This is a genomic window from Clostridium polynesiense, assembly GCF_000820705.1.
GTDB lineage: Bacteria > Bacillota > Clostridia > Clostridiales > Clostridiaceae > Clostridium_AA > Clostridium_AA polynesiense.
Genome location: NZ_CCXI01000133.1, coordinates 35,576 through 56,101, shown reverse-complemented (window position 1 = coordinate 56,101; position 20,526 = coordinate 35,576). Strand labels below are relative to the sequence as shown.

18 protein-coding genes and 1 riboswitch are annotated in these 20,526 nt (G+C 33.8%); of the genes, 11 read left to right on the top strand and 7 right to left on the bottom strand.

Going from position 1 to position 20,526, the window contains the following annotated elements; genetic code table 11:
- Window positions 1–133 precede the first annotated feature (133 nt).
- From thiT to TA89_RS13315, 4 genes are all read right to left on the bottom strand, one after another.
- The gene (gene thiT / locus TA89_RS13330; protein ID WP_040214051.1) at window positions 134–799 is read right to left on the bottom strand and encodes an energy-coupled thiamine transporter ThiT; all 666 of its coding nucleotides are present in this window, start codon (window positions 797–799) and stop codon (window positions 134–136) included.
- Between the two features lie 82 nt (window positions 800–881).
- A riboswitch (TPP riboswitch) is annotated at window positions 882–980 on the bottom strand.
- A 115-nt stretch (window positions 981–1,095) separates the two neighbouring features.
- A complete protein-coding gene (locus TA89_RS13325; RefSeq protein ID WP_040214049.1) occupies window positions 1,096–1,302 on the bottom strand; it encodes a hypothetical protein in 207 nt (68 codons plus the stop codon).
- A gap of 78 nt (window positions 1,303–1,380) precedes the next feature.
- Window positions 1,381–1,830: a PadR family transcriptional regulator gene (locus TA89_RS13320; protein ID WP_040214047.1), complete on the bottom strand. Its 450-nt coding sequence runs from the start codon at window positions 1,828–1,830 to the stop codon at window positions 1,381–1,383.
- A gap of 3 nt (window positions 1,831–1,833) precedes the next feature.
- Window positions 1,834–2,679: a DegV family protein gene (locus tag TA89_RS13315; protein WP_040214046.1), complete on the bottom strand. Its 846-nt coding sequence runs from the start codon at window positions 2,677–2,679 to the stop codon at window positions 1,834–1,836.
- A gap of 134 nt (window positions 2,680–2,813) precedes the next feature.
- Between TA89_RS13315 and TA89_RS13310 the strand changes: the two genes are divergently transcribed.
- Window positions 2,814–3,908 (top strand): sensor domain-containing diguanylate cyclase, encoded by a 1,095-nt coding sequence (locus tag TA89_RS13310; RefSeq protein WP_040214045.1) that lies wholly within the window; start codon window positions 2,814–2,816, stop codon window positions 3,906–3,908.
- A gap of 42 nt (window positions 3,909–3,950) precedes the next feature.
- Here TA89_RS13310 and TA89_RS13305 read toward each other — a convergent pair whose 3' ends face one another.
- The gene (locus tag TA89_RS13305) at window positions 3,951–4,484 is read right to left on the bottom strand and encodes an ECF transporter S component (RefSeq protein ID WP_040214044.1); all 534 of its coding nucleotides are present in this window, start codon (window positions 4,482–4,484) and stop codon (window positions 3,951–3,953) included.
- 63 nt (window positions 4,485–4,547) lie between these two features.
- A complete protein-coding gene (locus tag TA89_RS13300) occupies window positions 4,548–5,600 on the bottom strand; it encodes a DUF3048 domain-containing protein (RefSeq protein ID WP_040214043.1) in 1,053 nt (350 codons plus the stop codon).
- Window positions 5,601–5,846: 246 nt separating this feature from the next.
- Here TA89_RS13300 and nrdD point away from each other — a divergent pair, with 246 nt between their 5' ends.
- The 3 genes from nrdD to TA89_RS13285 all read left to right on the top strand — a co-directional run bounded on the left by nrdD (window position 5,847) and on the right by TA89_RS13285 (window position 9,831).
- Complete coding sequence (nrdD, locus tag TA89_RS13295; RefSeq protein WP_040214042.1) at window positions 5,847–7,958, top strand: anaerobic ribonucleoside-triphosphate reductase; 2,112 nt, start codon at window positions 5,847–5,849, stop codon at window positions 7,956–7,958.
- Window positions 7,959–8,181: 223 nt separating this feature from the next.
- Window positions 8,182–8,619 (top strand): hypothetical protein, encoded by a 438-nt coding sequence (locus TA89_RS13290; RefSeq protein WP_040214039.1) that lies wholly within the window; start codon window positions 8,182–8,184, stop codon window positions 8,617–8,619.
- A 138-nt stretch (window positions 8,620–8,757) separates the two neighbouring features.
- Window positions 8,758–9,831: an ArsR/SmtB family transcription factor gene (locus TA89_RS13285; protein ID WP_040214037.1), complete on the top strand. Its 1,074-nt coding sequence runs from the start codon at window positions 8,758–8,760 to the stop codon at window positions 9,829–9,831.
- A gap of 8 nt (window positions 9,832–9,839) precedes the next feature.
- Here TA89_RS13285 and TA89_RS13280 read toward each other — a convergent pair whose 3' ends face one another.
- On the bottom strand, window positions 9,840–10,625 hold the full coding sequence (locus TA89_RS13280) for a class I SAM-dependent methyltransferase (protein WP_082023948.1): 786 nt from the start codon (window positions 10,623–10,625) through the stop codon (window positions 9,840–9,842).
- A gap of 491 nt (window positions 10,626–11,116) precedes the next feature.
- On the opposite strand from TA89_RS13280, the gene TA89_RS13275 reads away from it, so the two are divergent.
- The 7 genes from TA89_RS13275 to TA89_RS13245 all read left to right on the top strand — a co-directional run bounded on the left by TA89_RS13275 (window position 11,117) and on the right by TA89_RS13245 (window position 20,522).
- Window positions 11,117–12,040 (top strand): HNH endonuclease, encoded by a 924-nt coding sequence (locus TA89_RS13275; protein ID WP_040214035.1) that lies wholly within the window; start codon window positions 11,117–11,119, stop codon window positions 12,038–12,040.
- A gap of 585 nt (window positions 12,041–12,625) precedes the next feature.
- Window positions 12,626–14,512 carry an ABC transporter substrate-binding protein gene (locus tag TA89_RS13270; protein WP_187119309.1) on the top strand — a complete coding sequence of 629 codons (1,887 nt, stop codon included), beginning with the start codon at window positions 12,626–12,628 and terminating at the stop codon, window positions 14,510–14,512.
- Window positions 14,513–14,860: 348 nt separating this feature from the next.
- Window positions 14,861–15,784 carry a BadF/BadG/BcrA/BcrD ATPase family protein gene (locus TA89_RS13265; protein ID WP_040214033.1) on the top strand — a complete coding sequence of 308 codons (924 nt, stop codon included), beginning with the start codon at window positions 14,861–14,863 and terminating at the stop codon, window positions 15,782–15,784.
- A gap of 8 nt (window positions 15,785–15,792) precedes the next feature.
- Complete coding sequence (locus TA89_RS13260; protein ID WP_040214031.1) at window positions 15,793–16,938, top strand: exo-beta-N-acetylmuramidase NamZ family protein; 1,146 nt, start codon at window positions 15,793–15,795, stop codon at window positions 16,936–16,938.
- A gap of 92 nt (window positions 16,939–17,030) precedes the next feature.
- The gene (locus TA89_RS13255; protein WP_052447504.1) at window positions 17,031–18,599 is read left to right on the top strand and encodes a glycoside hydrolase family 3 protein; all 1,569 of its coding nucleotides are present in this window, start codon (window positions 17,031–17,033) and stop codon (window positions 18,597–18,599) included.
- A 40-nt stretch (window positions 18,600–18,639) separates the two neighbouring features.
- Window positions 18,640–19,614 (top strand): ABC transporter permease, encoded by a 975-nt coding sequence (locus tag TA89_RS13250; RefSeq protein WP_040214027.1) that lies wholly within the window; start codon window positions 18,640–18,642, stop codon window positions 19,612–19,614.
- A gap of 2 nt (window positions 19,615–19,616) precedes the next feature.
- Window positions 19,617–20,522: an ABC transporter permease gene (locus tag TA89_RS13245; RefSeq protein WP_082023947.1), complete on the top strand. Its 906-nt coding sequence runs from the start codon at window positions 19,617–19,619 to the stop codon at window positions 20,520–20,522.
- The last annotated feature ends 4 nt before the right edge of the window (window positions 20,523–20,526 follow it).

The window sequence follows — 20,526 nt, the reverse complement described above, 5'->3', positions numbered from 1 at the left end:
AGAGTATAGAGGATAATAGATAATTGGGATGGTAAATTATTATTTTTAATTAATATAAGAACCCTGGATAAGCTGTTAATAATTAGGCTTCCCAGGGTTTTTTATTACTGTTATTAGGTTTTTGAATAGACTGTTAGTTTGGAGAAACTGCTATGTGCTTTAACCTTTTTATTGGAAGTAGTGCAAATACTGCTAGGGTTATAATAAGTTCAGGAAGAAGATAGCTTCCGTTGTAGATAATGGAATAGATTAATGGATTCTGTCCTCCTGCATAATCAGCAAAGAATACCACTCCGGATAACAGATGGCTTATAAATCTTGCAAAGATTCCTACGGTACAGCCTACATAGGAATTTTTAAAATATCCTGCTACTCCCAAAAGCATAAAGGGAAGAGGATAATCTAAAAGAACCTGAATAGGGTGCATGATGAAAGGACCAGTTATTAAGTTAATCAATCCATAAACGAAACCTGTTAAGAATCCAACTTCAGGACCGTATATCAATGAAATCATGAGGATAGGCACCATACTTGCAAGGGTGACGCTTCCTCCCTGAGGCATTTTATATACGCTTATAGTTCCTAAAACAGTAGATAGTGCTACTGTAAGGGCCATAAATGCCATAAGTCTTGGGGTAAATTTCACCTTCTTGGTTTTTAACAAAACAGCTATAAGTACTATGATAGCAAGCAAAGTTATGATAGTGCTTGGACTCTCCATTATACTTGATAGTTTACCTGGAATATCTTGAAACATTTCCTGCAGTTTTAGAAATGCTTCCGAAAAGCTTTGAAACATATATTAATAAACCTCCTTGTGGTGCGCTGGTTTTCAGAAAAATAAAAAAGCCATATCCTTAAGTAAGGGATATGGCTATTAATTCAAGTAAATAACGCTTCCCTACGCTGGTACTATCCAGATCAGGTAAAAGGGTTAATGATTTCTCATCTCTCAGCCGCTGGCACCCCTAGCACACCTTATTATTTTATACATACATTTTAGCATTTATATCATTTAAAATCAATATAGGGATTTTCTATAAAAAAAGTATTTAATGTAGACTAAAGAGAATACTATCAGTTGAAAACATTATGCTAGAAAAAATCTACTATTTTATTATTTACCATTCTGTCTCTGGCAGCAGAGTTTGTAATTCCTGGAGGAGTAGAAAACGGTATGTTTACATCGTCTCCTATCCTTGTATTCTGAGGAAGGCTGCTTACAGATATATTCATAGTTGTACCGTCTCCAAAGGTTATAAAAGCATCTGTTTTATTCATTTCTGTGACCTTGCCCTTCATTGTAAAAATCCACCTCCGTATTAAGTGAAATAATTACAACTATTGTTAGCCAAAAATTGCACAAATATTCATTATATATCAATAAAGATCCTTATATATTATCTTAAAAACCTCTAGAGCTTCTTCTATTTTAGTCTGAAGAAGAGCTTTTCTGTTTTCAAACTCCTGTTTTCCTTCGCTGGTTAAAGAATATATCTTTTGAAACTTTTTCTCAGGATCATCCCATTGGCCCGTAACCCAGTTAAATTTCTCAAACTTTTTAAGAAGAGGGTATATTCCCCCTGTGCTGGGTACCCACATGCCTTCCGTTCTTTCTCCGATTTTATGGGATATATCATTACCATTAGTAGGGCCTAAACTTAAAATATAAAGCACATATATTGGAAGGAGACCTTTAGTAAAAACCTGACCCACTGCTTCTTTTTCTTTTTTAACTTTTTTTAGGGCTTCAAGTTTTTGCTTATATTCTTCATAAAGTCTCTTTTCTTCAGCTTTTATATTTTTATCATTTAAAAAGCGTTGATTCATGGTCTATTCTTCCTCTTTTATAATAAGACCTATCAACCCAGGTCCGGTGTGAACTCCTAAGGCAGGACCGATCTGAGCCATACCCATGAGGGTGATGTTATCCAACCTTTTCAGTGTTTCAAAAAATCTCCTTGCTTCCTCAGGAGCACCTCCGTGGAGAAGCCAAACTGAACATTTAACTTTGTGTAAATATTCCTTTAAAATTTCTGTTAGCTTTGATAATGCTTGTTTTTTTCCTCTGGTTTTGGAATAATTATGATATATACCATCATCATTAACGTGAATAATAGGTTTAATATTAAGCAGGTCCCCTATGGTTCCTGTAACTTTACCGATTCTTCCGCCTTTTTTCAGATACTCCAAGGTTTCGATAGTAAAATAAGCATGGATTTTCTTTCTTAACCTAGGCAATGCTTCTAAGATATCGTCAAAGCTTTTGCCTTCTTTTATCATATCAGCGCAGGCTAGTGCCATGGCGCCCTGCCCCATGCTAAGGGTTTTGGTATCATAAACAGCACTTATAAGCTTAGGATGATTTTCACACATTAAGCGCATACTGTTGTAGGTCCCTGATAATCCAGAGGAAATCATTAAGGCTATAACGTGGGTATATCCTTTGTTTTCTATTTCCGTTAAAACATCTTCTATTATCTGCATACTAGGCAGAGAGGTAGAGGGAATTTCTTCTTCTAATCTGTCGTATACCTCCTGAGGTTCAACAGTAACTCTATCCAGATATTCTTTATCTTTATATATTATCCTGAAGGGGAGAAGGTAGATGTTGTATCTTTCCAAGGTTTCTTTATCTAGATCACATCCGCTGTCTGTAATTAATGCAATTTTCTCCATATTTTATACCTCCTTAATAAATATAATTTAATTATAGCACAAGTGATAATTCTATCAATAGTGATACATATCACTATTGATACTATTTTATTAAATGTTAATATACATTATAATATAAGTTGGAGGCGATGCACTTGAATGACTTTTCTTTTCTATTTATAATTGCTCTTACGATCCTGTGTTCCTATCTTGCTTTTCGAACAATATCCCTAAAAAAAGAACTTGATGAAATGGAAAGATTAAAAAAAGAAATATATAATTTAGGTGAAAATATGAGTGCTGTAGACAGCAAGGAAGAAGCTTTTGAACTTATTTTGGACTCAGCGTTGAGCATTATAGAAAAGGTTAATAAAGGCAGTATTTTAATGCGGGATGATGACGGACTATTCAGATTCAAAGCCTTTAGAGGTTATCCTGATGACCTTAGGAATATTGTGCTGAAGCTGGAGGAAATATATTTATATAAGTGCAATAAGTTTGACGATACTGCAATCATAACTAATCCGTCTAACTTTAATAGAGGCTTTCTTCATAAGGAAAAATACGATGAATTTAAAAGCTCAGGAGAACTTGATAATATACATTCGGTTTTAAGTTCACCAATAAAGATAGAGGGAGAACTTATAGGAATAATAAATATAGACTCTATGGATTCCTCGGTAACCTTTAATCAGGACGATATTAAGATGATGAAGCATATTAAAAATGAATTAGAGCTGTCTCTTAAAAATTTTTTAGCACAGGAACAATATAGATATAGAGCTTCTCATGATGAACTTACCGATTTATACAATAGAAGGATACTTAAGGATTTTTTGAATAGAGAAATAGCAAAAGCTAATAAGGAAAAAATTTACTCTCAGCTGGTACTTATAGATTTAGATAAATTCAAAAGCATCAATGACACATACGGACATGAAACAGGAGACAAGGCTTTATTGAGGTTTGCTGAAGCTTTAAAGGAAATTTCAGCATCTTCAGATATATGTGCAAGGATGTCCGGTGATGAGTTTGTTATAATATTTTCTGATTTACCTGTAGAGAAAGCGGAAGAAAAGCTTGAGATTCTCAAGGATAAGCTTGCCTCAAGGGAGGAAGAGGTCCCTGGTATTGAATTCAGCTACGGAATTATATCAATAACCCCTGAAACACGGAGTACTGCAGAAAGTCTTTTTAAATCGGCAGATAAAAAAATGTATTATTATAAAAATAAAAAAGGTAAGCATTAAAAATAGGGTTTGTAAAGGCAAATCCTATTTTTAATGCTTATTTTAAATAATTTTTCTGATTTTCAGTGCTTTGATTATAAATAAGGCTAATGAGCCGCCTATTATCGCTGTAACCAGTTGGATAGACCCCATAGCTACGGTTAAATTTTGTGCAGCCTTGGCAGGTATAGGCAGGGCAAGGAAAAAGACTAGCTTGGCAGCAGAAAAAAATAAAAATGAAAATTTTAAAAGAGAACCGCCTAAAATTCCCATATACATTCCCCACTGTCCCTTACGGCTAAAATAGTGGAAAAAAGCTGTAAGAATAATGTTTCCTATAGCTATAAAAGGCAGAAAAGGCCCTAAAAGCGGGTTTAACTGTCCTGTTAAAAATGCTAAAAGAGGAGTAAGAGCAGATACGATAATTGCATAATATAAACCGCAGATATAAGCGGCAAGAATAAGTACACCGTTAACTACGGAACCCACAAAAATCTGGCTGATATTTGGGAATATTCTTCCCAGGGATTGAGCAATTAATGCGATAGTTAAGAAAAAAGCACTGAGAACAATTTTTTTTGTATTATTTTCCTTCATGGTTTTCCCCTCCTGATTTAGTAATAAGCCATATACGATTATACATCAAATGTGCTTAAATCTTCAATCTCCGTTAATCACAACCATATGCTTATTGTCTATTATATGCCACCAGGTATTGCCTTTAGAGAGCACAAGAGGATTTCCGTTATTATCTTCTAATAGAGTTTCTGAAGTTTCTTTGGTTTTTTTCCACTTTATTTTTTTATATCTTCCCTTTGTAATTAAGAAGCCTTCTCCTTCACCTATAAGATTAATATTTAAATGTACTCCATCCTTCTGCAGGGATATATCGGTTTTTTGTATTACTATGTTGTCAGCGCTTATGATCTTTCCACTGTCTCTATCGGCAGAAGCAGTGTCATCCATAGATTTAAAATACTTACCCTCCTTATATATATAAGAGGTGGAGTAGTTTTTATTAGGTTTAATTATAACTTCTTTAGCAGAAGGGAGAGAGGAATTATCCAAATTATCATCGCTGAATTTCAATGAGCAGTGAGGTTCTTTAATATATTTTTTTTCTGTAATTAAGCTTTTGAGCTTTGATGAGGAGGTGTATAAATTATGAGGAGCCTTTCTTGTATTATCCCTCCAATAGGAGTTTCCAAAGGCAAATTCATTCAAGGTCTTTACATCTTGTTTGGATATCATTTCAAGAGCCTCTTCGCTTCCTCCGCAATGAGCGATAGGCAGTGAGTATTCCTTTGCTATATCAACAAAATAAGGTCTAGCACTCCTTATAGGTCCTATAACTTCAGCACTGTTATCGTAATATAGAGCTACAAACCTTGGAATTCCACCTTCAGCCATGGTTTCAAAAACTATAGAAGCCTCTGAAAGCCCGGATTGAGGTCTTGAGGCTTTAGAATTTTCAATTACAGCCATATATGGTATAAGATTATCAGCAGTTAGGTTGACTTCTTTCCCTGTATAGGGAGATATTACATTTTTGCTTTGCACTTCATGGGAAAAGCTGGTTTTATCTTTTTCTCCTTCCATTTCAGAAGTTTCTTTTTCCCTGGAGTTTATATCCTCTTTTTTTGAATTGAATATGCTGCAGCTGCAGAATAAAATTGCTGTAAGCAGCATTATAATCGTTGAAAATTTCTTCATGGTCTCCTCCTTATTTAAATTATTTTATACCTAAGTTATATGCAGGATAATCCTTTGTAATTACTTTTGAATTTTAGTGAGTTCTAAGTAAAAAATTAACAAGGATATAAAAAACACTAAAAAATGAAGATAGTTATACGTAAAATAAACTAGTATCGTTTTTATAAGAAATATAAAATTGTACAAGAAAAGATTGTGAGTTATAATTAACCGGACACAATATATAGTGATAGGGAGGTTGACGAAGTGCTACATGTTGTAAAAAGGGATGGGAGAAAGGTAAAGTTTAATTCTACTAAAATCACTGATGCCATTAAAAAAGCAGGGGAGGAAATAGGAAATAGCTTTAAGGAAAGTGAAGCGGTAGATATAACCCAAAAAGTTATTAGACAGATTGAAAAAGACGATAAAGAAAATATTACAGTAGAAGAGATTCAAAACTATGTAGAAGAAGCACTTAGAGAAAATGATTATAAGGATGTGGCTCATGCTTATGACAGCTACAGGAAGGAAAGAACAAGAGTAAGGGAGATAAAGTCTGACCTGATGAAGGCTATAGAGCTTATTGGTGTAGAAACGGACAGAGATAACGCAAATGTGGGAAATAACTTTAGTTCAAAGCTTCTTAGGATTGCCAGCGAGTCTAATAAGTGGCATAACCTTGCTGCTATGCCTAAACACTTATCAAGAGCTCATGAGGTTGGAGATGTTTATTATCACGATTTAGACAGTTATAATTTGACTACAAATTGTTTACATATACCTACAGGAGAAATTCTTCAGGGAGGTTTTAACACCGGCTATGGAACTATAAACAAGCCTAAAAGGATAGAGTCAGCAGCTGAATTGTCCTGTATACTGCTTCAATCAACTCAGAATGATATGTTCGGAGGCCAATCCCATCCGGACTTTGATAATGATATGGGAGCTTTTGTTGAACCCACAAGACAGGAAATAAAAAATGAATTTTTAGACATGGGATTAGAGGAAAATCAGATTAGAGAACTGGTGGAGAAAAGGCTTAGAAAATCAATTAAACAGGCTATGCAGGGGATAGTATACAACTTAAATACTATGCATTCAAGAGCAGGCTCTCAAGTACCTTTCAGTTCCATCAATTTAGGAATACCAAATTCTCAGGATTCAGCTTTAATATGCGAAATATTCCTAGAGGAGTATGAAAAGGGGTTAGGTATGGGTGAGCAGCCTATATTCCCTAATATTATCTTCAGAGTTAAGGAAGGGGTAAATAGAGAAGAAGGAGATCCTTACCACTATCTCTTCAAGCTTGCCTGCCGTGTAGCAGCAAAAAGGATGAACCCAACCTTTATGAATCTGGATGCAGATTTCAATAAGAGCTACTATGACAGAGGATATCTTCCTGCTACCATGGGATGCAGGACTTATGTAATGTCTAATGTAAACGGGGAACCGGGGGTTAAAGGAAGAGGTAATATTGCTCCTGCAACCATAAATCTTCCAAGACTAGGTATACTTTCTAAAGGAAATGAAGAAAAGTTTTTTAAACTTTTAGAAAATAGACTGAACCTTGCTAAAGAAGCTTTAATGCACAGATATGGTGTATTGAAAAATCTAAAGGTTAAAGACCTTCCTTTTGTTGCCGGTCAGGGGCTGATGAAGGGTTCGGAGAATTTAAGCCCTGAAGATTCCATAGAACCTATATTAAAGCAGGGTACATGGAGTATAGGATTTATAGGTCTTGCGGAAACCCTTAAAGCGCTCACCGGAAAGCATCATGGAGAAGATGATAATTCCAGAAAGCTGGGAGTAAAGATAGTATCCTATATCCGTCAGTTTACAGACAATCTTACTGAAGAAACAAGGCTTAACTGGAGCACTTACGCTACCCCGGCAGAAGGATTAAGCGGAAGATTTATAGCTCAGGATAAAAAGGTTTTTGGGGTGATTGAAGGAGTAACGGATAAAGATTATTACACTAATTCCTACCATATACCTGTAGGCTTTCCTATATCTATAAAGGATAAAATAGATATAGAAGCTCCTTATCATAAGCTCTGCAATGCCGGGCACATAAGCTACGTTGAAGTTGATGATATGCCTGGAGAAGAGGATATAATGGGAATTTTAAACTATGCATACAAGCATACAAATATAAGTTATATAGGGATAAATTTCCATATAAGGTACTGTAAAAGATGCGGAAACTTCCTCCACAGCAATGAAGCTAAATGTTCAAACTGCGGAAGTGATGAGATCCAGGGTATATCGAGAGTTACAGGATATTTAAGCTTGGATGAAAGATTCGGACCTGGAAAAAGTGCTGAAAGAGAAGACAGGATGTCACATACACAAAATAAAAAGAATTACATAGTATAAACTTCAAAAAACAGAGGCCTTTAAATCATCTATGGATACTTATACAGTAAAAAAACTGGAATTAAAAGTATCCAGAAGATGATTTAATTAGCCTCTGTTTTTTATAAATATTTAAAAACATTTTAAATTATATTTAATTTATATATTAAATTATGGTAAAATAAAATGGATATACAAGCTTAATTAGTAAATATTTTGAGTTTTTGGTGTAGGAGGAGTAATTATGTCTAAAAATGCTAAAAACAGAAAGATAGTTATTATATTAATAGCTATGTTTGCTTCAATATGTTTGTTCATAATACACTTTAATATTGTTGCAGGAAAGAATATTAAAATAGGTTGGAAGAATCATTCTATAAATAATGAGATTTCAGCATCCTACGCTTTTTACACAGGAAAAGAATATAGAACTTTAAGATTTGAAGAAGGAGATACTATTACCTTTGAATTCTGCAGCAAAGCAGAAGTAGGAAAGATATCTCTATGTCTATTAGATAGTAGAGGTAAAATTGTAAAGGTTTTTCCTGATTGCTCAAAGGGACGTGAGCTGGTAGTTATAAATAATACTGATTATTATACTATATTGGTAGAAGGACTCACAACCAAAGGGTATTATAAAATATCCTGGGAAAGGTTTGGTGAAAAATTAACGTCCTATTAAAGTATAAAAGTAGATTGATAAATATCCATTTTTTAATATTTCTCCATAGGAGAGTATTTATGATTTAGCTGTGCTGTGATAGAGTTATAGTAAAGGATTATCTTGGAAGCTGAATTCAATGAAATGGAGAGAATAATATTGGAAATTTACTTTAAAAAGGAAATAGGAGATATTATTGATATATTTGATGCCCTATATATGGTAGTAAACATGGAAAAAACAGAAGGAATTGTACCCAGTGATTTAAAGGATCGGGACGAGGAAGTACATAAATATTTAAACAGCATTAAAGTTAAAAGTACACTGAATATGGAAAAGGTGAATTTTTATTATAAAGAGTATCAAACCATCAGAGAGAGTTTTACTATCTTTCGTTTGTTCATAAATTCTTTATATGATAAGAAGAATAAGGAAACAGAGTCTATTAAATACAACTTTACCCAAAAGACTGAAAAAGAAATACTAAAGGGAATTTATTATGAGATTCTAAGATATATTGAAAGCAAATATAATGTGAAAAACTCAGAAAATAAGAAAAATCCATCTAAAGATGATATCGTTGAGATTATAAAGCAGTTGGAAATTCCTGCGGAAGCTAAGTGGAATCTTTTTTTGGTGGTTGATAATCCTGTACTTTACTATGATGATTTCTGTAGGCTAATGGAGCAGTATTTACCTTATCATGAGAAATTCCATAGAAAGATGAAGGAAAGAAAAGAAGAGTTTAATGATTATATAAAGCATGAGCTTAAAAATAGGGGAGAAGAATTCATAAAAGAAATCAAAATTGTTGAAGAACTTAAAAATTTCCAGGACATATATATAAGTACCATTATGATGAGATATGGAAGTATTCTTTATGAGATTAAAGACAATAATTTATACATTAATCTTGGCCTGAGATACAGGGATACCTTAAGAAAATATAGAGGTAAAAGCAAAAGAGAGTATATAATCAGTATAATGAAATCTTTAGGAGATGAAAGCAGATTTAAAATATTAACTTTATTAAAAGAGAAGGCTCTTTATGGTCAGGAGCTTGCTGAGAAAATGGGGCTGACCACTGCAACTATTTCTCATCATATGAATTATCTTCATGGAACCGGACTGGTGACTGTAGATAAGATTGACAATAAAGTTTATTATAAACTGAATGAAGAATCCATACAAAACTTTATAGTTAACTTTAAAGAAGAGTTTAATATAAAGTAAAAGCTGCTTTATTTAGCAGCTTTTATTACTAATGCATAACTTTCGTCCTTTATATAAGGATTTTCTTTAAAGTCTCCATAAAGATTTATATCTTTAAATCCGGCATCCTCTAACATATTTATTAAACTCTCGCTTTGAAGAGGCAGAAGGGGAATGCTGTTTTCATAAATTTTTGTGATTTCATCCTCTACTATGGATAACTTAGTGTTAAAATAAATAATTGATTTATTCTCACTGGAAGCATATTCTCTGGTAAAGGATAATCCCTTTTCTGAGTACTTAATTGTAGGAAGTGATTTAATATTATATTTTAGTATTCTATCGTAGTTGATTATTTGCAAGAGTAGGAAGCCATCTTTTAAAAGCATTTCATGGAGAACTTTAAGAAGCTCTTTTATATGGGTTTCATCTGTAAGATGGACAATAGAATTTCCTATGCAGTAAATAGTATTAAACTTATCATTAAAAACCCTTCTGACGTCCCTCATATCCGCAGCTTTTACCCTTATATCAAGCCTCTTATGCCGAGCTTTTTTCATTAAAGAGTCAATCATTGCATTATCTAGATCTAATCCGTAAACCTCATAGCCCTTTTCTGACAGAGCTAAGGCATAATTTCCACTTCCACAGGCTAAGTCTAAAACTTTGGAACCCCTCGGAGTAAAAGCCTCTATAAAGCTTTGAGCTGCAGGATTCAAGGGGAATACTATGTCATATACTCTGCTTAATTCTTCATAAAATCCCATATCCATTCTCCTTTGAAAATTTGATAGTATTTTCTTTATTATACCCATAAAAGGCTATATGTGCAGTAACCTCTGTTACCGAAATCAAGCTTTTAAAGTATGTAAATATAATAGGCAAGGGAATAAATAAAAGAATGTTGACAAGGGGGTAAAAGGGGATTATTATATTATTGTAATTAGATATATATCTAATTAATAAAATGTTTTAATCTAATTAGATTAAAATTAAGTTATTTGAGATTATAATATAAATTGCTACTAACCCTCATGTAATTCTGCATAGGGGTTATTAACCCGACTAAGTGAGATTTTATGGTACCCCCCTAAAATTCATCAATCGGGTTTTTTTTATTTTAAAAAGCAATGCAGTTATATTAAGGCTATAAATTCATATTTAAAGAACTTTTATTAAATTTAATTATTTAAATATTCAGTAAATAACCCTTAAAATGTAGTATAATCGTGTTATAGATATGTATTTTAACTATATTAATGATTAATGAATATAATATATTTTTCGGCAGCAGGGGGTGGAATAAATGAAAATGTACATAGGAATAACGGAGCAGGAATGGTATGAAAACCTAAAGGACACAGATTTTAATGAGATTAATTTTTGGAAATTAGCAGGGAACTTTAATTTTAAAGCTTTGGATCAAGGTGATATGTTTTTATTTAAGCTCCACAGTCCAAATAATTACATCGTGGGAGGAGGTTTTTTTGAGTTATACGACATACTTCCTTCCTTTACTGTTTGGGATATATTTAAAGAGAAAAATGGAGTTAAAAGCTTAATGGAACTTGAACAGAAAGCAGCGGTATACAGCAGCCTTGCAGTTAGTGATAATAAGCTTAAAAATCTAGGGTGTATAGTGCTTTCTAAACCTTTTTTTCTACAGGAAAGTGACTGGATACCTATACCGGAGGATTGGAATATAAATATAGGTCACGGAAAACTCTACAATACTTTTAAAGGTATGGGAAAAGAACTTTTCATGCAGCTGGAAGAAAAGATTAATATGATGGAGGATAAAGGGACTAAAAAAAGTAAAATTCCCTCAGGCTTTAGTGTAAAAAATAAAAATAACCCGCCAGAGGGAGAAGGTGCGTTTAAGATAAGAATAACAGAGTCATATCATAAGAGTTGTGCTATCACAGGATACAAGGTACTTCCGGCTTTAGAAGCGGGATATATAAAACCTTTAAATTCAGGAGGTACAAATAACCTAGACAATGGAATATTTTTAAGAAAAGATTTATATACATTGTTTAATATGGGGTATATAACTATTGACGATAACTATGAAATACATATAAGCTGCAGGCTTAAAGAAGATTTTTCTGGAGGAAACGCATATTATAAGTATAACGGTAAGACTTTAAGGGTTCTCCCGGATAAATTTTTTGAGCTTCCAAACAAAAGTAATCTGAGATGGCATATGGAAAATGTGTTTTTGAAATAAAAAAGCAGACTATCATATACTTTTGAAAGTTAATAATAGTAATAAAGGTCAGCAGAGATAGCTTAGCTAATCTTGTTGGCCTTTTATTGCGCATGCAACAGTACCTACTATTCAATAAAAATAAAAAAGAATAATTTTTATTTTAAATTAATCTGTATTAACAAGAAGTTAAAAAACTTTGATAATTTAATAAAATTAACAAATTAATAATTAATAAGTATAATAAATGCATTACAAAATCATATTAATGAAATAAGTGTATACTTATTGATAATTTAGAAATATTTAATTCTGTTCCCTCTTGGTATTTTACTGATGATATAATGAGGTCATAGTAAAAAGTTTTCGATATTATATATTAATAAATAATAATTAATAAGAAGTTTGCTTTATTAATTATTAAAGTACAGTCATTATGTAAACGATATCTAAGGTTTTTGTTTAAAGTTTACTGGGTAAATATAAATTATATATAAGCTTCCGAACAATTGTATGGTTAAGTTCACAGAGGATGCCGCGTTTAAAGGAGGGGGATTAAAAGGAAAAGGTATTTATGAGAAAGATTATTATGAGGGGGAAAGAATAGTGATAAAAAGAGTTAATAAACGAGTTTTTTCTTTAATTCTTGTTTCTTTAATGTCTGTTGCAGCTTTATCCGGCTGTGGATCTAAAGCTGATAATAAAGGCGGGAAAGATAATAAAGGAGAAATGGGTACCGTTACAACAGGTAATAAATATAATAATGCTTTTATAGAAGGTGAAAAAAGTACAGAAAAGAATGTATTAAGCACAGTAATTGAGTTTGAACCGCCACCATCAGTACAAGGGAATCCTTATGCTAAGTCAGGTCCTAACTGGTCTTATTTACCTTTAATTTATGACTATTTAGCTGATTACTCACCTTTACCGGAAAGAACCTTTAAACCTTCGCTTTTAGAAAAGTACACTTATGAAGATGGTTTACTGGATATGACACTAAAGCCGGGGTTAAAATGGAGCGATGGCAGTGATCTTACCGCTGAAGATGTGGTTAATACCTTTTATATGTATCTTGGAAGATCACCTATGTGGAACTATATAGAGAAAGTAGACGTAAAAGATAATAATATTAAACTGAAAATGAAAACTAAAAGTGAGCTGGTATTAAATATGGTATTTGCTATTCCAATATCCTCTCCAAGAAAGATATATGGAAAATGGGCGGATAGATATAAGGAAGTAATTGAAAATTATAGGGAAATAGATCCTAGAACAGGAAATTATGTATGGCCAAAGGCTAAGGAAAAGATTACGGAAATTAACAATGATCTGTTGAAATATCTTCCTAACCTCACTGAAATTCCTGTATCCGGTCCTTATTATGCTAAAACTGTAAATACTACAGAAATTTTGTTTGCCGTTAATGAGAATTACAGAATAAAGCCTGAAATTGAGGAAATTAGAGGTTTAAGAGAGGCTAATACACAGACGTATTCCATAGCTGTATTAGACAAGCAGTTTGATATTGAAAATGCTGGCTTAAGTCCTGAATTGCACGAAGAGGTAGTGAAGAAATTCAAAGATGAAATAAGAATGTTCCTTTCACCTGCCTTTGCATCTATAGGATACTCCTTTAATGTAAATAAGTATCCTACAAATATTCCTGAGGTTAGAAAAGCTATCAGCAATGCTATAAACAGAGAAACAATAGCTCCTATTTCTGAACCTGGATCCCTTGTAGGAGATCCTAAAAACTCAGGGCTTTTACCTTCAATAGTTTCCAAGTTTAGTGATGATAATTTTTATAAATCTCTAGATGACCACGGATATAATCTTGAAAAAGCAGAAAAACACTTAAAGTCTATAGGATGGACTAGGAATAAAGATGGGAAATGGGTAGACGATAAAGGTCAGATGCCTGAAATAGAAATTGTTGTTGTAGGCGGCTGGGCAGCCTTTATGATTAGTGGTGAAGCCATAACTACTATGCTTAAGGAATTTGGACTTAATGCTATATTTAGGCCTATGGAGGAAGCGGCAGCTTGGGAATATGCTGATTCAGGGAAGTCTCACATGGTAGCGGATTTCTTTGGAGGAGTATCTACTTATAATCATCCTTATGAATCTTATAACGGCTTAGGGTACTATGGCAAAAGAATGGGAATAACCAGTGAGCCTGGAAAACCACAAATTTTTACAAACCCTGTTACAAAAGAGGAATTTAATTATACAGAAAAAATAGCAGAGCTCTTCAATGCACAGGGAGAAGAAGAGACCAAAAAGGTAACACAAGAATTTATGAAATTCTACAATGATTATGTATTTAATGTATCTCTTATTGAAAAATATAGGGTTACAAGAGTGTATGATACAAAGCTTTCCATGGCAGAAGCGCCAGTAGGCGAGGCTTTGAAGGATTTCTACTGGTCCTCACATTTAAATAATGCAATAGCAAAAATGGTGAGAGATAAAAAGATATATTTTGTAAAATAATCAGATATAATCTAATAATGAACTGATACTAAATTTAAATCCTATTTAGATTTTTATCTAAATAGGATTTGCTTTTTAAAATTAATGTGTATCTTTATATTTAAAATAATACAGATAGTGAACCTTAGTGTATCAATTAAAAATGATAAAATTTGCTATATAAGAAAAATATGATAAACATTAAAGCGAAAAAATACTATATTGGCAATATAATTTTAAAATTAATGTTAATTAATTATAAATTTTCTGTAATATGGACTTTGCTTGTGTAAATGTTTACCATGGTAGTATACAAAATTATAACAAAACTACAATTTAATGAAACTATTGCAGTGACGGAGGATAAAAATGAAGTATATTGTGGGAATTGACGGTGGAGGTACTAAAACCAAGCTTATAGTAATGGATACTGAGGAAAAGGTGCAGTTTTCTTGTATAGGAGGTCCCTGTAATATACTTTCCAGCGGTTATGATACTGTAAAGCAGTCTATAGAAATGGTTTTACAGGAAGGAATTATAGATAACGGATTAAGCTTTGATGATTGTATAGGTATGTGTATAGGAGCAGCAGGTGGAGCCCGTGACAGCGTTAAATCTCAACTTGAAGAGATAGTAAGGAATTTAGGGTATAAAGGGAATTTACAGATTACCCATGATGGAGAAATATCCTTAATAGCTGGATCTAGAGGAGAGGCGGCACTTCTTCTAATTGCAGGAACAGGAGCTATTTGCTATGGGAGAAACAAGCAGGGTGATGCGGTCAGGGTAAGCGGCTGGGGTCATATCATAGGAGATGAAGGCAGTGCCTACAGCCTGGGAATAAAAATTGTTAAAGCAGTGATGAAGGCTTATGACGGCAGAGGAGAAAAAACAGCATTGAAGGAACTCTTGTTTAAAGTATTACAGATTAACAGTGAAGAAGAAGTAATTATGAAAATATACGGAGAACAGAGCAATAAAGAGCACATTGCAGCTTTAGCGGTTCTTATTGAGGACGGATTAAAATTAAAAGATGCTGTTTCTATAAAAATTGCTGATGAAACCATAGATGAACTTGTTTATACGGTTTTACCTGCTGCAAAGAAGCTTGGCTTCATGGACAGCGGAGAAAGTTTCAAAGTTATTATAGATGGAAGTGTGCTTGTAAATAATGACTATATACGAGAAGGATTTACTAAAAAGATTCAAAGTATATTTAAAAACGCTTGTGTATCAATAACTGGACAAGATGCTGCTTCTGGAGCGGCCATTAAAATCTTAAAAGGAATATAGGTGGTTTTATGGATAAAGTTATTCTTGCAATTGATAGAAAAGCTGAAATACAAAGTGTATTAAAAAATAAAAGGATTGGATTAATAACTAATCCTACAGGCATGAATTCAAGGTATGAAAGCACTATAGATGTTTTTAAGGACGAATTGAATTTAAAGGCTTTATATTCTCCGGAGCACGGAGTAAGAGGAGACATTCAGGCAGGTGAAAAGGTAAGCAGTTATGTTGATAAACGCTCAGGAGTACCGGTATTCAGTCTCTATGGAGAAAGTAAAAGGCCTTCTAAAGAGATGCTGGCTGACATAGATGTGATGGTAATAGACATACAGGATGCAGGCTCGAGATTTTATACATATATCTACACAATGGCTTACTGCATGATGGGCTGTAAAGAGCAGGGAAAGGAATTCGTAGTGTTAGACAGGCCTAATCCTATTAACGGTATAGAGGTAGAAGGTGGATTAATAGAGGAAGGTTTTACCTCCTTTATAGGTTTATATCCTATACCTCAAAGATATGGATTAACTATAGGTGAGCTTGCAATGCTTTTCAATGAAGAGTTTGGTATAAACTGCCATCTGACAGTTATCCCAATGGATGGCTGGAGAAGAGAAATGTATTTTGAAGACACCGATCTTCCATGGATAATGCCATCACCTAATATGCCTACTTTAAATACTGCATTGGTATACAATGGAACATGTATCTTTGAAGGAACCAATATTTCAGAAGGAAGAGGCACTACAAAGCCTTTTGAAATAGTAGGAGCACCATGGATAGATGCTCATGAACTTTCCCGAAAAATGAACTTAGAAAATCTTCCTGGGGTAAAGTTTAGACCTGTATACTTCACCCCAACCTTTTCAAAGCACAAAGATGTGATGTGTGGCGGGGTAGAGCTAATAATAAATGACAAAGAAAGCTTCAAGCCAGTTTTAACCGGTGTAACCCTCCTTGAAAAGATTAAATCTTCTGATGAAGAAAAGTTCTGCTTTTTAGAGGCTTATTCGAAAAGTGGACGCCCCATGATAGACTATAATACCGGCAGCAGCTTAATAAGGAAAGGAATTTTAACACCTTTGGAATGCTACAGAAGGTGGCTGGAAGAAACAAAGCACTTTAAAGCTATAAAGGAAAAGTATCATATTTATTGATTTTAATTGTGGTGCCAGGCACCTGACAAGTGACAAATAATTATATAGTTACTATTTAGTTTTAATATAAGAATATTAAGGGGGTTATGTGGGTGGATTTAAAAAGAAAAATAGGTCAGCTTATAGTTGCAGGCTTTGAAGGGACAACGGTAACGGAAGAAATAAGAGAGCTTATAACAAAATATCACGTGGGAAATATAATTTTGTTTGAAAGAAATTGTAAAAATCCAAAGCAGGTTTTTGAACTGACTAAGAAGCTCCAAAAGATAGCCATAGAAAGCAACGGAGTGCCTCTATTTATAAGTATAGATCAAGAAAATGGAATGGTTGCAAGAATGTACAGCGGAGTTACTCATTTTCCGGGAAATATGGCTCAAGGTGCTGCAGACAACCTTGATTACAGCTATAAGATAGGCAGATATACCGGTGAAGGCTTAAATGCTTTAGGAATCAATTTTAATCTTGCTCCCAGTTTAGATGTAAATAATAATCCTAAGAATCCTGTAATAGGAGTGAGAAGTTTTGGAGATATCCCAGAAAAAGTGGCGGATTTAGGATGTGAAACCATTAAGGGAATGCAGGATGCAGGTATAATCGCTACTGCAAAACATTTCCCAGGTCATGGAGATACAGAAGTTGATTCTCACCTTGGATTACCTATTGTAAATCATGGCAAAGAAAGGCTTAGTTCCGTAGAGCTTTATCCCTTTAAAAAAGCTGTAGAAGCAGGGGTAAAAGCTATAATGACAGCTCATATAGTTTTTCCGGCATATGAAAAAGAAAATATTCCAGCTACTCTTTCCAGTAATATTTTAAAAGGTCTTTTGAGGGATGAACTTAAATTTGATGGTTTAATAATTACAGATTGTATGGAAATGAAAGCTATAGATGACAATTTTACTTCTGAGGAGGCTGCTCCTATGGCAGTAAAGGCAGGAGCTGATTTGATTTGCATATCCCATACTTTTGAAAAGCAGGCAGGCTCTATAAAGAGAATATATGAAAAGGTAAATGCCGGTGAAATCCCCATGGAGGTCATTGATGACAGGGTTAACAGAATATTAAAGGCGAAAAGTAATCTTAATTATAAAAATTTCATAGAAAAAGAATATGTAGATATAAAAAACCAGATGGATAAAGAAGAACATTTACTTTTAGCAAAAGAAGCCAGTGAAAAATCCATAACTCTTATGAAAAATGATAAGGTTATACCTTTGAATGGGAAAAATATACTTGTTATATCTCCAAAAGTAAAGGTTATCACCGGAGTTGAAGGAAAAAGAGAGGATTTGAACTTTGGAAAGATTTTAAGGGAATCGTTACCTCAACTAGATATATGTAATTATGAAATACCCATGGAGCCCAGTGATGAGGTAATTGACGGCTTATCAGAGAAATGCGGAGGTTATGACACAGTAATCCTCTGCACCGTTAATGGAAGTATATTTAAAAAGCAGCTTAATTTAGCTAAAAAACTACGAGGGGAAGAAAGAAATATTATACTCATAGTCATGAGAAATCCCTATGATTTTACAGAACTTTCTTGGGTAGACGGATGTCTTATGTCTTATGAATACACTAAGAATTCAGTAAACAGCTTGATAAAGGTATTAAAGGGAGAAATCAAGGCAGAGGGAAGGCTTCCTGTGAATTTACAGTAAAAATTATAAATATTTATTAGTTATGGAGAGGATGAAATAAATGAAAAAGCTGCTTATGACTGTTTTGACAATACTTATATCAGTAGTAGTAGTATTTGTAGTTATTGATGCTATGCCGGGAGATCCGGTAGATATTTTGGCAGGGGAAATTGTAAGAACAGAAAATCTTCCTTATGATCAGGCTTATCAAAGGGCTATAGCTACTTTGAATTATGACCCCAATATGCCTTCTTCAGAGAGATTTGTTCAGTATATGAAGGGAATACTAACAGGTAATTTGGGAACTTCAATGTCTTATAAAAAGCCTGTAATAGAAATAATAAAGGGAGCTCTTCCCTGGACCCTGCTGGTACTTACTATGTCCCTGACTCTTTCTTTCGTGGTAGGTGTGCTGCTTGGGATATATGTCGCCTGGAAACAGAAAAAATCAATTAATGCTGCTTTAACGGTGTATCAATCAATATTTGGATCCATTCCCGATTATATAGTGGCATATCTTCTTGTGTTCCTTTTTGCGGTTACTCTAGGACTGCTGCCTTCAAAGGGAGCCTATAGCTCAGGAGTAAAGCCGGGGTTTAACATGGCTTTTATATTAAATGTGCTTAAGCACACTATACTTCCTGTTATGTCATACTTTATGACTACAGTAGCCACATGGACAATTGCAATGAGAGCTAACTCATTAAATGTCTTAGGAGAAGATTATATCTCTTATGCTAATGTTAGAGGATTATCAAACAGGAGAATACTTGTACACTATTTAGGAAGAAATGCTATTTTACCTATGATAACTACCCTTGCAATCACTTTTGGATTAATGTTCGGAGGTTCACCCCTTATAGAAAATTTATTTCTATATCCCGGTGTAGGGTACTATTTAACCATGGCATTATCAAGAAGAGATTTTCCACTTATGCAGGGAATGTTTTTCATAATCATAATTATGGTTGTACTTTCTAGTTTGTTGGCAGAATTTTTATATAAGGTATTAAATCCGAGACTAAGGGAGAGATAAATATGAGTGAAATGCATCAAAGAGTAGTTATTGAACAAAAAAAATACAAAGTAAGCTACAGTCAAGGTATACAAGCATTTTTTAAGAGTATTTGGGGTAATAAATTATCCAGAATAGGATTCATTATACTGGCAGCATTTTTGTTGATTTCCATATTTGCTCCTATGTTTTTAGAAAGTCCTAAGTCTGATTATATGAACAGGCTTCAGGCTCCTTCCGTAGCGCATCCTTTAGGAACGGATTTTGCAGGCAAGGATACATTGGTGCAGCTTCTTTTAGGCTCCAGAGACGTTCTTCTGGTAGCGGCATATACAGCGGTTTTTGCTATAAGTTTTGCCTGTGTAATAGGAATAGTATCAGGACTCTTTGGCGGTAAAATAGATGAAATATTGATGATGTTTACAAATATCGTCCTAACTATACCAAGCTTCCCGGTAACCATGATATTATCCATGGCTATAGCAATAGATAATCAGCTGACCTTTGGTTTGGTTCTTTCCCTGTGGTCCTGGGCTGGGCTGGCAAAAGCTATCAGATCTCAGGTGCTTATTATAAAACATAAAGAATTTATAGAAGCCAGCAGGATAATGGGATTATCAAATTTCAGAATAATAGTTAACGACATTCTGCCTAATATAGTTTCTTATATTGCGGTTAACTTTATATCCATTATGAAAGGTGCAATATTAGCCAGCGTAGGTTTGATGTATTTAGGCCTTGTACCTTTTAAAGGAAATCATTGGGGGATGATGATAAATATTTCCCTGTCACAAACTGGTGCATTGCTGGGATCCAGCTCAATGGTTTATTTTTTGGCACCGGTGGTAAGTATAGTTCTGTTCCAGCTAGGCTGTTATCTCTTTGCTACTGGCTTAGATGAAGCATTAAATCCGAGATTAAGAGCTTAGGAGG